Origin of the sequence: Reyranella sp., assembly GCF_050185545.1 — a bacterium.
GTDB lineage: Bacteria > Pseudomonadota > Alphaproteobacteria > Reyranellales > Reyranellaceae > Reyranella.
Genome location: NZ_JBFWZI010000079.1, coordinates 15804 through 30015 on the forward strand (window position 1 = coordinate 15804; position 14212 = coordinate 30015).

The 14212-nt window shown below is 65.4% G+C and carries 5 protein-coding genes; 1 reads left to right on the top strand and 4 read right to left on the bottom strand.

The genetic code is table 11. From position 1 onward, the window contains the following. Positions 1-18: 18 nt before the first annotated feature. The 3 genes from AB7O82_RS20600 to AB7O82_RS20610 all read right to left on the bottom strand — a co-directional run bounded on the left by AB7O82_RS20600 (position 19) and on the right by AB7O82_RS20610 (position 1881). Complete coding sequence (locus AB7O82_RS20600; protein WP_428546481.1) at positions 19-510, bottom strand: hypothetical protein; 492 nt, start codon at positions 508-510, stop codon at positions 19-21. A gap of 49 nt (positions 511-559) precedes the next feature. Further along, positions 560-1069, bottom strand: coding sequence for a DUF992 domain-containing protein (locus AB7O82_RS20605; protein WP_428546478.1), 510 nt, complete (start codon positions 1067-1069; stop codon positions 560-562). Between the two features lie 473 nt (positions 1070-1542). Next, positions 1543-1881: a hypothetical protein gene (locus AB7O82_RS20610; RefSeq protein ID WP_428546475.1), complete on the bottom strand. Its 339-nt coding sequence runs from the start codon at positions 1879-1881 to the stop codon at positions 1543-1545. Positions 1882-2077: 196 nt separating this feature from the next. On the opposite strand from AB7O82_RS20610, the gene AB7O82_RS20615 reads away from it, so the two are divergent. Continuing rightward, positions 2078-2413, top strand: a complete 336-nt coding sequence (locus AB7O82_RS20615; protein WP_428546472.1) for a hypothetical protein — start codon at positions 2078-2080, stop codon at positions 2411-2413. Positions 2414-2704: 291 nt separating this feature from the next. Here AB7O82_RS20615 and AB7O82_RS20620 read toward each other — a convergent pair whose 3' ends face one another. Then, positions 2705-14200, bottom strand: a complete 11496-nt coding sequence (locus AB7O82_RS20620; protein ID WP_428620039.1) for a DUF4214 domain-containing protein — start codon at positions 14198-14200, stop codon at positions 2705-2707. Positions 14201-14212: the final 12 nt, after the last annotated feature.

Sequence of the window (14212 nt, forward strand, 5' to 3'; positions counted from 1 at the left end):
GGCAGCGCGGCCGGCGGGCTAGAATTCGACCAGCGGCGTCGGCGGCACGTAGCGCTCGAACACCTGCAGGAACGGCTGTCCGCGCTCGGCCTCGTACCATGTCTCGAAGGCACGGAAGGCGGCAAGCGGATCGGCGCGGGTTGCCGGCTCCTCCGCCGCGTCCGCCGGGACGGAGTGCGCCTGGGCGTGCAGCGCCTCGGCGATCGGCCGCAGCCGGTCGAGCAGCGGCCGGGCGCTTTCGGGCAGCTCGTCCAGGCCGTTCTCGACCCAGCCGATGTCGCGAAACAGCCCGGCCAGTTGCCGCTCGACCGCGAGCTCGCGATCCGGCTCTGTCGCGGCGATGCGGGCCATGTCGCCCAGGGCGCCAAGCCGGCGCCAGGCGAACGCCCTCGCCTGCTCGGCCTCGCGCAGTTCGGCCTCGACTGCCGCGCGCACGGCCTGCTCGCGGGCTTCCGCATCGGTGCAATCGGCCTGCAGGCGGGCGATCAGGGTGTCGGTGGCGGCGACCATGTCAGCGCACGTTGCCCGTCCGCCTGCCCGCGGGCAAGCGGCTCGGCCGCTAGCGGACGTAGCTCAGGTCGACCTCGCCGATACCGGCCGCGACATTGAGGCCGACGCTGCCCTCGACGCTCACCGGCTGCAGGGTGATCTGCCTGTTGGCGCCCACCAGCACGTGCGCGCCGGCGCCGACGCCGACGGTCGCCGCCGCCGTGCCTCCGGCATAAGTCCCGGCCAGCGATCCCGGCGCGATGCTGCCGGGCGCGAACACCAGCCACACGATCTGAGCCTCCCTGGTGAAGCCGATATCGACCCCGAACTTCTTGATCTTGCCGACGTAGCGCTCGGCGATGCCGTCGGTGCGGGCGAACAGGCAGCTCAGGTCCTTGGAGGACCCGAAGACGAAGCCGACGCCGCCGCCGACGTTGCAGGTGAGCGTGCCCACATTGGCACCCGTCCGTCCTGCCGCCTGAGGCGCGCCGGGGGCTGCAGGCCCCTGCGAGGACGCCGGTCCGGCGTAGCCGGCCAGCAGGGCCACAGCGCCGGCGGCCGCCAGGACAAGTCGCAGCATCGACAATCTCCTTTGCTCGTTTCGAGGGGCGCAACGCCGGGACCATCGACCCGGATGCGTCGGCTGGCGAGCCACAGGCCCTGAGCCCGCGGTCGGCCTGTGGGCTACTTTGTCGGAATCGGTAAGGTAACCGTAAGGCGAGGCGCCGAAAGTCATAAGGGTGCGAGATGCCTTTGCGGAAGGTGTTCCAACGGATCTTTGGCCGCCCCTCCTCCCTGAAGCACACCTGAGGCGGTCGCGACGGCGCGGGATTTCGATCCCGCGCCGTTTGCGTTGCCGGCGTCCAGGCGTACGGTCGCTGCCCTGCGCCTGGCCGCCATAGGCGCTAACATTGCCGAAAGAAAGCGTCATGCGCTGGGAGCGCGCCACTCCGATGGCGCTCTTCTTGCTGACTACGCATCCAATAAGCGCCATCGGAGCGGCGCGCTCCCGGCAATGAGACGAGTCCGATCGGAAAAGATAGCGCCTATGGGCTAGCCGCCAACCTGGCCGCGCGCCCGCAGCACATAGCCCATGGCGCGGAACTCCGAATCCTTGCGAATCGCCGCCGACACCTTGGGGTCGCCGTCCCGGTTGGACACCTCGATCAGCCGCTCGGTCTCCGCCGCACAGGCCAGGGCGGCCGCCTGGGCAATGGTCCGGGTGTCCGAACCGCTGATGTCGTTGGCCGCGGCATGCCTCGCCAGGCACTGGTCACGCGCCTCGTACGAGGTGTCGATCCTGGTCTGGAGCCGGCCGTCGCTCGAGGTGTGGTAGGCGCCCGCACAGGCGCTCGACAGCAGCAGGAGGGGCAGGACGGCGGCAGGTCTCATTGCGGTCTCGACGGCTCGGGCGGCGGGATGCGGGGTCAGGCTGACCCCGTGTTGGTACATTGTCTCGACGCTGCAGTCAGCCCGCGTCGTGCAGCAAAAAGTTCACGGGCAAGCTTGACGCCGCCCGGCCTGCCGTGGCGTTAGTAGCCGCCAGAGGCGGAAGGTGCTGCCTCCGCTCTCCAGGATCCAGGTCTGAATGCGCTTCCTCTTCGTCTGCCTCGTCCTGCTCCTGCCGGGCTGCGAGCAAAGTTTCTTCATGGTGGGCGACAAGGGGCGCGAAGCATCCATCGCCAGGCTGTCGGAGGCACGGGACGACTGTCTTTCCCGCAATGCCTCTGCCGACATCATCCCTTCCACCGACCCCGCAACCATCGCGCGCGCCGTCGCGCTCGCCTGCAGCGAGGAAACCGATCGGCTGGTGACCGCGATCAACCGCGACGGCGACACCAAGGTCACCTTGGCGATCCGGCAGAACTCCGAGTTCCGCGCCATGGGTTACGTGCTGCGCGCCAGAGGCCAGGTCATCTTCTGATACGGGCTGCCCGAGCCCCGGCGACACAAGACCGCCGACCGCGGCGACAACCCCTACACCGACATCTTCAGACGGCGGGCGGGGCGTAATAGGGCGGGCACCATTGGCGCCGGACGCCTGAATTCGGCTTCGTCGCCCCATGGCGCACCGCGACCACACGACCTCGGCCAGTCCCATCCAGGCCTCCGTCCATGCACCGAGGCCGAGGGTGCAAAATAGAACGGCAGGGGACCGAAATCCCCCGCCGCTCGATTTTACTCGCCGGACCCTCAAGGGTCCCGCCCTTCTCCGTCAGGTGAAGTTGGTGGTGACCAGCGTGTTGACACCGACAGTGTTCAGAACGCCGATCAGGTCCATGTTGGCGGTGCTGAACGTATCTGCGTCCTTCACCTGCACAGCCATGACGTAGGCACCACCGTCGGTGTTGTACACCGTCATGGTGAGGAGTTGCTCGTCGGCGACCGTACCCGCGCCAAGCGCAGCGTCGAGAGCCGCCCGGGCCTCGACCGCGGACCAAGTGCCGTCCATCAACGCCAGGTTCGAGTTGTAGACAACCGTGGTCGTGGCCGCCGCGATATTCTGGTCTACGGCCGCTGTCACCACGGCGCCACCGCTCGAGATCGAAGCGCCGTTCAGCTGAACCTGGACGACGTCGCCGCCCACGCCCGAGGCGAAGTTCACCAGGGTGGTGCGAACGTCTTGGCTGTTGAGGGCCGCGCCTGACCCATCGTTCAGGACGATGAAGTCGGTGCCGCCGCCGGACAGGTTGACCTCGACCTGGTCAGCCGGAGCCGTGCTGGTATTGTTGACGCGGAAGAAGTCGTTGGCGTTGCTCGATAGTACGTAGTTCTCGATCCGGTCGGTATCAGTGTAGGCGGTCGTGACGTTGTTGGTCGTGCTGCTCAGCGTAACCGCTTCATCACCGAGCCCCTCAACCGAGTGACCAGCGGTCGCAGTGCCGTTTGTTCCCACGAACTGATCCCAGGTGGCCCCGCTCATCTTGGCCGCGGCATTGCTGACGAGGAGGAGATTCTCGAAGCCCGAGACCGTCGAGCCGCTGATGTCCGCAGCGTCGAACAGATTCAACGAATCACTCGTCCCGCCACCGCCATTCAGGGTGCCGGAAATGTTGCCGGCCGTCTGCACCTGGATGAAGTCATTCTCGAGGCCGGCATCGAGGGCTATGCCGGTGTGAACGCCGCCAAATATCACCGAGTCAGCGTTGCCACCACCACCGACCAAGGTGATCGAGTGGTTGGTGCCGCCGGAGGCGTCGATCACGACATACCCGGCGCCGCCGTTCGCCAGCAGCGTGACGCCGGTCAACCCGCCATCTATCGTGGCCTGATTGGCCACGTTCCCACTGCGCTGGTCGGTCACCGACTGGCCGTCCCCGGTGATCGTGTAGACGCTCTGCAAGCCGTCGAGCAGGGTCCAGTTCTCGATGCCCGCGAACAGGTCTCTGCTTCCCAGGATCCCGCCGCCGGCCGTGACCACGGTAACGGCGTTCGTCCCGAGCGCCTGTGAGTTGGTGGTGAACTGGTTGTACTGCGTCCCGGTCATCTTGACCGAGGCGTTGTTGGCCAGCAGCAGGTCCTCGAAGCTCGTGACCGTCGCCCCCGTGAGATCGTCGTTGTTGGTTAGCGACAGCTTGTCGAAGTCCGCACCGCCGTTCAGCGTGCCGGTGAGCGCCCCGCCGACCAACGAGGTGACGATGTCGTTGCCTTCGTTCGTGAAGACCGAGGTCGAGCCGACATTGAAGGTGACGTTATCGATGCCGGCGTTGGCACCCGTGCCGCCATTGTAGGTCTGGTTTGCACCGACGCTGCCCATCGTGAAGATGGTGCTGCCGGTGGCCGCGTAGAGGACGTTCGAGCTGTTGACGCCGAACACATTGGCGGTCGACCCTGCGTTGAGGAAGAAGCGATCGAAGCCAGCCGTCTTGGCGGCGAGATCCAACCCGGCCGCATCGGTATTGATGTGCAGAATCTCGAAGGGTGCACTACCGGCGTCGATCAGGATCGCCTCCGCAATCTGGCCCGCCGTGGCGCGGAAGATATCGTTCCGGGTGCTGCCGGTGATCGTTCCGGTCTGGGCATCGGTCAGGGTGAAGTCGAACCCTCCGCCGTTGCTGGCAAAGGTGTAGTTCTCAAAGCCCGACAGGCCGGTCAGGACGCCGCCCAGATTGTCGTTCACGGTGTAGGTGTTGTTGGTGCCCGGCGCGTCGATGACGCCGGTGAAGCCGTTGTGCGCGAACGTGTTCGACGTCACCGTGCCGTTGTTCACCGTCAGGGTCAGGTTCTCGAACTGGCCGCTGCCCGCAGCCAGGGTCGTGTTGGCGCCCTGCAGGATCAGGGTGTCGCCGGTCGGCGTGTTGCTGCCGCCCAGCAGGACGCCCGACACACCGCCGAACGGGTTGATCACCGTGTCGTTGTCGTTCCGGCCGGTGACGCTCTGGCCGATGATGCCAACCGTGAAGAAGTTGGGGCCCTTGCCGTCCTGGCCGAGGATGTACTGCTCGATGCCGATGTCACCGGTGGCGGTGCCGTTGGTCGTGAAGGTGATGGTCTGCGTGCCGGTCGTGCTGCCGAACGGCTTGGTGAAGTCGTTATGCTGGACCAGCGTCATGCTGACGTCGACCGCGGTATTGCTGAAGCTCACCGTCTTCGGCCCCATAACGGCACCGCCGTTCACGCCGGAGACGTCGGTGACGTCGCCATCGAACTGCACCGTGTCACCGACGCCGCCACCGACCAAATTGCCGGTGAAGGTGCCGGCACCATAGTGGATGACGTCGTTGCCGCCCGAGCCGATGTCGACGTTCTGCTTGCCGTCGATCAAACCAATGTTGTCCTTCGCCACCGTGAAGGTATCGTCGCCGGACGCCAGCTTGTAGTTCTCGATCCCGGCGTCACCGGTGGCCACACCGGACGTCGTGAGGATGACGGTCTGCGTCGAGCCGGAGGTGAGGCTGAACGGCTGCGTGAAGCCGTTGTACTGCGCCATCGTCATCGTGGCGGCGATGGCAGATAGGTTGAACAGGACAAATGTCGCCCCCGTTGCCGCGCCGCCATTGACGCCGGAAATGTCCATGACACCGTTGGCGAACACCACCCTGTCGCCGGCACCCATGCCGACCACATTTCCGGAATATTTGCCGGTGTAGTAGGCAATGAGATCGTTGCCGCCCGAGCTGAAGTCGGTGTTCTGCGCGCCGCCGACGAGCTGGTTGTTGTCGGCGGCCACAATGAATTGATCGTCAGCGGTCGAAAACACGTAGTTCTCGATCCCGACGTCACCTGTGGGAAGGGTTAGTCCCACGGAGAACGTGATGGTCTGGACATTGGCCGTGTTGAGGAACGGTTGCGTGAAGAACTGGTACTGATTGAGGAAGTTCACCGTAACCGACACGTTGGCGTTGCTGAAATCGACGTTTCCGATGGGTCCCAGGCCAACCGCGCCCGAGATATCGGCATTGCCGACGAACTTGATCGTGTCGTTGAAGCTGTCGCCGGTGTAGGTGCCCGAGAATGTTCCGGTGTCGAACACCAGGGTGTCGTCGCCGCCCGAGGCGACGTTGATGTTCTGCTTGAAGGCGCCGTTGTCCTTGGCGACCGTGAAGGTGTCGTTGCCGTTGGCCAGATTGTACTGCTCGATCCCGGCGTCGCCGGTGGCGACGCCCGAGTCCACCAGGGTGATCTGCTGTGTGAGCAGGGTCTGCTGGAACGGCTGGGTGAAGCCGTTGTGCTGCGCCAGCGTCATGATGACAAACTGGTTGGCGTCGCTGAAGTTGGCGAACTTGGCGCCGGTCGCCAGACCACCGCCGACACCGGAGATGTTGGCGCCGCCTCCGAAGAACTGCACCACGTCGGGATCGGCGGTGCTGAGTCCGGTCAGGTTACCGGAGAAGATCACGGAGTTGCCGAAGCGGATCGTGTCGACAGCCCCCGCCGCCGTGACGGCGACATTCTGCTTGAGGCCGACCAGCCCGACGCTGTCCGGCGCAACCGTGAAGGTATGTCCGTTGCTAGCGCCGCCGATCAGGACGTAGTTCTCGATCCCGGCGTCGCCGGTGGCAGTGCCGCCGGTCGTCAGGGTGATGGTCTGGGTGTTGCCCGTGGCGAGGAAGGGCTTGTCGAAATCCTCGTGCTGAACCGTCGTCATCGTGACGCTGACGATATGATTGAGGAAGTTCAACGTGTTCGCGTTGAACGCGCCGCCACTATTGACGCCCGACACGTCGGCGTCGCCGTCGAGCAAGACGGTGTCGCCGCCGCCCTTGGTGAAGCCGTTGACGTTGCCGGTGAAGGTGCCGGTTCCGAAGAAGACGGCGTCGTTGCCGCCGTTCTGGAAGATGACGTTCTGGCTGCCACCGACCAGGTTGATGTTGTCCGGGGTGACCCGGAACGAGTCGTTACCGGAGCTCTGCAGGAAGTAGTTCTCGATCCCGACATCGCCCTGGGCGTTGGCGGTATCAGTGATGGTAATCGTCTGCGTGTCGCCAGTGTCCTCGAACGGCTTGTCGAAGCCGTTGTACTGGGCATTGGTCATCGTCACGCTGAGGTTCTGGTTGTTGAAGCTCACTTCCTGGAACGTGGTGGCCGCACCGCCGTTGATGCCGACGATGTTGGCGTTGGCCTGGAAGACGATCGTGTCGCCTTCCCCGCCACCCGTGAACGTGCCGGTGTAGTTGCCGGCGATGTTCAGGAAGGCCGTGTCGGCGCCGCCCGAGGCGACGTTGATGCTCTGCCCCAGGGCGCCCAGGGTGAAGCTGTCATCGGCCGACGAGAACACCCAAACGCCGACGTCGGGATCGAGCACCGCACCGCCCGTCACCTGGTCGGAGAACGTGATGGTGGTGTTGCCGAAGTTCGCTCCGTCCGTCAGGAAGATGCCCGAGAAGCTCGCCTGGAACAGCGTGTACTGGGCGAACGTCATCGTCGTGTTCGAGCCGGCGACGTTGATCTGCAGCGCAACCTGGCCGCCGACCGCCGTGATGGTGCCGGGGCTGAGGTTGGCCGACGTGTTGTTGATCCTGATGATGTTCTGGCCGAACGCCACGCTCGGACCCGATCCACCGGCGAGATTCAGAGTCCAGGCGCCGGCGAGGAACTCCGGATCGATGATGACGTCCGCGAAGTCCGTGCCGTTGACCACGTTGAACTGCGTGCCTGCGTTGAAGCCGACCACGTTGGCCGGATTGACGAACGGGAACACCGCCGGGTCGAGAAGGTTCAGCGTCTCGACGTTCAGCACCACCGCGTTGGTCGTGCCGGCGGGGCCGACCTGGCCGAAGGCGTTGCCGAAGGTCAGCACCGCGTCGACGTTCAGCGTGTCATTGCCATTCAGGCCGTCGATCTGGAGCTGGCCCTTGAGGTCGAACTCGCTGGTATTGAACGTGTCGTTGAAGTTGGTTCCGATCACCGTACCCGGGCCGTGGAACGGTCCGAAGAAGGTGTCGAAACCCTGCGTCGTCATCGTGATGCCGTAGGTCAGCGCCGAGAAGTCGTAGTTCTCGATCGCCACCACGGTGGTCATGGCGCTGCCCTTGATGGCATCGATGCCGTCGCGGAACTTCGCCGTGTTGGTGCCCGGCCCGGTGATCTGCGGCCAGAAGCTGTTCCACTGGTTGATCGACAGCGTGCCGAAGCTGGCGGCCGCGATCTCGAGATGCTCGAAGCCTACCAGGATGCCATCGGCGACGTCGCCGTTGGCGAGCGTCAGCTTGTCGTTGTTGCCCGGACCGCCGCCGAACAGGAACTCGCCCGGCAGCAGGGTGCCGGAGAAGGTGACGTTGCTCGCCGGATTCAGGATCCCGTTGATGTAGTTGGTCACCTGCGCGCCGGTGAACAGGCCGAGCAGGTTGCCGAAGTTGAACGAGCCGGCGTTGAAGCCGTGGCTGCCGAAGTCGACGAACACCCGGATGTCGAGCTGGTTCAGCAGGCCGTTGTTGTCGGCGTCGACCCACAGCACCTTCTGGTCGAGCTGGTAGACCGCCTGGGTCTGCAGCGCGCCGCCGCCGGCCAGCAACGCCAGGGCGTTGCCGTAGTTGGTGGCATCGCCGAGGAAGACCGGCACGTCGCCCAGCACCAGGGCCGTCGGGTTGATCAGGACGGTGTCGGTCGCCTTGTGGAAGTTCGTGACGTAGACGTCCTTGTCGTTGAACGTCGGGTCGAACGGACCACCGGGCGAGTCGGCCACGGAGTTGAGGTAGAACACCGTGCCGACGTTGTTGCCGGCGCCGCCGGCCACACCCGTCAGGACATCCTGCGCGCCGCCGGTGAAGTCGCCGCCGCCCCAGATGAAGTTGGTGCCGAAGCCCGGGATCGTGCCTTTGGCCGTGATCGTATCGGCCGCCAGACCGCCGAACAGGGTGTCGAAGGCCAGGCCGCCGGTGATGGTCTCGCGCAGCGTACTGCCGTTGGCGTAGACGATGGTGGGGCCCTGCACCGGGCTGAGGTCGACCGTTGTGACGCCGGTCCCCAGCGCCGGATCGCTGACCAGCCACACCGTCTGGCTGGCGGCGCCCCCCGTCTTGCCGAGGATGGTCTGCACGTTGTGCGTGCCGAAGCCGCCCAGCGCGAAGACGTTGGCTGTCGTGCCGTCGGCCGTAAGCTCCAGCGTGTTGCCGGCGTTCGGGTTGGCGAAGATGCCCGACTTGGTGATCAGCCCGGTGCCCGGGTTGATCGCGCTGGTCATCAGGCCGGTTTCGAAGGCAATGTTGAAGCCGCCCGTCGTCGTCGCCACCGTGATCGCGTTGCTGCCGACCGGCAGCGCCGCGACGATGATCGCGTCATGGCCGGAGTCGCCGCCGCCGGCGAACTGCGAAGCGATCTCGTAGCGCATGGGATTGTCGAAGCCCGTGCCCTCGAAGAACACGTTACTCGACCCCTTGCCGCGCGTGATGATCGTGTCGAGTCCCGAGCCGTCGGCGAAGAAGTTCAGCAGCAGGCTGTTGTTGAACAGGCCGTCGGCCATCTTGAGGATTTCGGTGTTGGTGATCTGGCCGAACAGCGAGTCGTTCTCGTTGATCGCGCCACCCACCAGCTCGAAGGTATCGCGGCCGTCACCGGCATCGACCTTCTGGGCCGAGTTCAGCGCCGGGAAGATACCGGCCTGGTTCCATGAGAACAAGTCGTTGCCGGCGCCGCTCATGATGTCGACGCGGCCGCCACCCGGCCCCTGGAAGAGGCCGATCTGGAATTCGTCGGCGCCGCCGCCGGTCTTGACGGTATGGAGATTGCCGAGCTGCGGGTTCAGCAGTACGACGTTGTCGCCGCTGTCGCCGGCCGTGCCGCCGCCCGGCACCTTGCCGCTGGTGATCGTCCAGTTGCCGAACACAGCTCCCATGGTATTGGCGCCGTTGCCCAGCGTGATCGTGCCGCCGACCGTGCTCTGGTAGACGATCATCAGCTCCATCAGGGCGTAATTCTGATCACCGCCGGTAATCGTGGTAAGCGTCCCTGCGCCGCCGTCCGCTTCGATGGCCCAGCGCACGAACGGGTCATCGTCGAACCGGTTGGCCGTGCCCGACAGGTTGAGGGTCGTCAGCCGGTTGAGGTTGTCGAGAGTCGTGAAAATATTGGCCTGTGCGCCCGCAGTACGGTTCATCTGCAGATTTGCCGTCGTGATCGGGTTCTGCTGGTTGGCCGCTGCCGAGTTAATCTCGAAGTCACGCAGCGTCAGCCTCGGGATGCCGCCCTGAGCGTTGACGTTATTGGCCGTGAAGTTGAGCGTGTTGTTGGCGGTCGGCAAGGCGAAGTCGAAGGCCATCACCTGGTCCTGCATGCTGCCGCCGGCCTTAACGGTCACGCCGTTGTCGAGCACGAAAGTGTCACCCGACACGGCGTCCTTGAAGGTCTGGCCGACGGGGCTAGGCTTGCCAATCAGCCGGACATTGATGTTGATGGTCTGCGCAAACCCGGTATTGATGCCGGTGAAGGTGCTGTTCTGGTTCAACAGGCCGAGATCGACCGTGTCGGTCGGCAGCACGCCACCCGTGCCGCCCTCTGGTGAGCCGAACCAGGCCGTATTGGCGCCCGACGCCAGGGTGATGATCTGCACGCCGGTCGCAAGACCGGTGCCGTTGTTGCTGAGAAAGCCGTTCACGTTGGTGATCGACGGGTCGATGATCAGCGTGTTGGTCGCGGTGCCCCCAATGAAGCGATCCTCCGTGTTGGGACCATTCAGCGCCTTGTGGAAGCCGGTCGTGCCGGCGCCCGAGAAGTCGAGCGTCGCGTTGCCGTTGCCGCCGACGATGACCGCCTGCCCGGTGCCCGTGCTGATCTTCTCGTTGATCACCCCGTTGACCCTGTCGACCTCGCCGATCCCCACGGCACCGTTGTTGGTCGTGATCGAGCCGGTCAGGCCGCCGTTGAAGCCCTGGTAGCTCTGTACGCTGCCAAGTCCGGTCGTGGTCATGCTGCTGTTCAGCAGGCCACCGTCCGCAAAGAAGGGCACACCCTTGACTTCGACGTTGCCGACAACTGTCATCGCCTGGTTGCTGACGTTGCCAACGTGGATGTTGAGCGCGAGGTTGCCGCCGACATTGACGACGCCGCCGACCTGCGTGGCGCCGGTGAAGCCGGCCGCCGGCGTATAGATGCCGTTCATGCCGCCAGGACCCGAGTTGATCTTCAGGCCGCCGACCGCCGTGATCGCCGGGAACGTGCCCGGGTCGCCGACGTCGAAGAACAAGCCAGTGAAGAAGGACAGGTCGAGGACATTGGTAGAGGAGGAAGCGCCAGCACCCGTGAAGGCGAGCGCAGTTTGGCCCGATCCCGACGTGCCGGCTACGAAGTTGGTCGAGCCCAGCATCGTGACGTTGGTGAGCGCAGTCGCCGCGAACGGGCCGGTCGCGCCGTTGACCGTGATCAGGCCGTTGGTGCCCGGCCCGCTCGAGGTGATCGTCACCTTGTCGACATTGACCCAGAAGCGCGAGTTCGCCAGCCCGGTGATCGGGCTCACCGTCGGGTCGAGCAGCAGGTTCTGCTCCGACGGCTTGCCCGGGTTGTTCTGATACTGCATCGCGAAGTCGACGGTGCCGCCGAAGATGTCCGATGGATTGACGAGCTCGGCGTCGGCCTTCTGCGTCAGGTTGAGCAGCACCAGATCGCCGCTGGCGTTGCTGTTCACGACCTTGGTCATGCCGAACACGCTCGACATGTCGACCGTCGTGCCGCCGGCTTGGCCGGGGTTGATGAGGAAGGTCTGGATGCCGTTGGTGTTGAACGCGTTGATCAGCTGCGGGAACAGGCCCGTCGTCTGCAGCGTCAGCACGTTGTCCGGCCCGCCGCCGCCTTCCAGCTTGTCGTTCTGCCCGAGCGTGCTCGACGAGGTGAAGATGTTCGAGTTCGCCACCGCGAAGAACGTGTTGCCGCCCGCCGGGTTGCCGGTGAAGTTGTCCGTTCCCGTCGTCAGGATGAACGTGATCGGCGCCGTCTCCTCGATCTGCGCCGTGCCGGTCGCGGTCGGCACCTGGTCGATCGTCAGGGTCAGGCCCTTGGTCAGCCCGCTGTCGTCGTTCGAGATGGTGTTCACCACCACCGTCGCGGAGTTGTTGTTGATCGTCACCGTGCCGTGGATCTGCGACGTCGGCACCACGTTGCCGAGCGCGTCACCCGACAGCGTGTAGGTGTAGGTCGTGCCGTTCGGGATGTTGACCCCGGTGATCGTGAAGGTCACCTGCTGGCCTTCCTCCACCGGCAGCGCCGGCGGCGTCACCGTCAGCGTCGACTCGTGGATGGTAACCGTCGGCGAATCGACGTTCGTGCCGCCGCTGTTGAGGCGGAACGTCAGATTCTGCGTCAGCGGGCCGTTGATGATCGAGAAGTCCGTCCCGACCGTCACCACCGCGCTGTTGTTGGCGTCGAGCGTCACCGTGCCCGACAGCACCCCGCCGGTCACCTGGTTGGTGCCCGTGCCGATCAGCGTCCACGACTGCACCGTCCCGGCCAGCGCGCCTGCCGGCACGCCGAACGTGTTGATCGTGAAGGTCAGGCTCTGGCCCTGGATGATGTCGGCGCTCGCCGGGCTCACCGTCACGGTCTGGAACGCCGTGTCCTGGATGTTGACCACGATCGGCGCGTTGTTGCCGACCGTGATGGTGATCGGATCGGTTCCCAGCGGGTCGAGATCCGCCAGCGTGTGCACCGTCACCGACGCATGGCCGTTGGCGTCCAGCGTCACCTGGCCGGTGCGCTCCGCCGCCGGGATATGGTCGACGCCCGCACCCGTGATGGTGTAGCTCTCGATCCGGCCCGCCACCGAGCCCGCCGCCACGCCCGACGTCGTCACCTCGAAGGTGAAGGCGTTGCCTTCGTCGACGCTCGACGGCGCCGACGTCACCTGCGTGCCCTGGGTGACACCGACCGTCGCCGTCGCCGTCGGCACCGCCCCGCTCAGCAGCGTGAACACCAGGTTCTTCAGCGCGCCGTCATTCAGCTCGACGACCTTGGTGTGCACGGTCACTGTCGCCGTGCCGTCCTGGTCGAGCGTCACCGTGCCCGACAGCGGGCCGTCGATCTCGGCTGCCGCCGGGCCGGTCAGAGTCCAGTTCTCGACCTGGCCCGTCACCGCGCTGCCGGCCACACCCGACGTGGTGATCGTGAAGATCAGCGAGCCGCCCTCGGCGATCGTGCCGACGTTCGGCGTCACATCCTGCACCGCCGTCTCGTTGATCACGACGTCGACCGGCGCGTCGTTGCCCACCGTGATCGTCACCGACGTCGTGCCGGTGTCCGGCAGCGTCGCCAGCGTGTCCACCGTCACCGTGGCGCTGCCGTTGTTGTCCAGCGTCACCGTGCCCGAGCGCTCTGCCACCGGGATGTGCGCCAGGCCGGGGCCCGTGATCGTGTAGGTCTGCACCAGCCCGTTGGCCGAGCCCGGCGCGATGCCCGACGTCGTCACCGTGAAGCTGAACGAGTTGCCCTCGTTCACCGGACCCGTCTGGGTCACCACCTGCGTGCCCTCGGTCAGCGCCACGTTGGTCGAGATCGGCCCGACCGTGACCTTGATCGTCTCGTTCGCCGTGTTGAGCTGCGCCGCCGTCACCACGGTCTCGATATTGATCACCGCCGTGCTGTCGGTGCCGAGCTTCACCGTGCCCGACAGCGCGCCGCCCTTGACCACCGTCGAATCGATGCCGGTGATGGTGTACTGGAAGTCCTTGTTGGCCTGCGACGGGTCGGCCTTCAGCGTCACCGCCACCGTGCCACCCGACAGGATCGTCGTCAGGTTCGGCGACAGCTGGATGTTCGCCGGGTTGGTCAGCTCCTGGGTGATGATGCCGTCGATCTGCAGCTCCGCCGCCACCACCGTCGCCGGGTCGAAGGTCACCGGCGTCACGACATCGCGCGCGCCCTGAATGTTGTCGATGCCGATCCAGGTCAGGTTGTTGTCGACGAACTTCTGGGCGTAGTCGACTGCGATGTGCGTCTTGTTCTCGACCGTCGTCTTGTCCGTGCCCTGGGCGCCCGAGATGATGTTCAGCACCATCTGGCCCGGCGGCGTGCCCTGCACCGTGAGCTGGTTGACCCAATAGGCAAGACCCGCCGCGTCAGGCCCGCGGTTGAACAGGTCCTGGTAGATCGCCGTCACGAACGCCGCCGGGTCGCCGACCTCGGGCGCCGCCAGGTAGGAGTACAGCGCCGTCGCCTCGGGCTGCACCGCGAACGAGTTCGCGATCGCCTGGATCGACATGCCGGCATCGAGCTGGGTGATCCAGTAGTTCAGGCCATCCGGGTCGGCCGCCCTGCCGAAGTACCCAACATAGAGCTGACCAATCATCTCGGCAGGCGT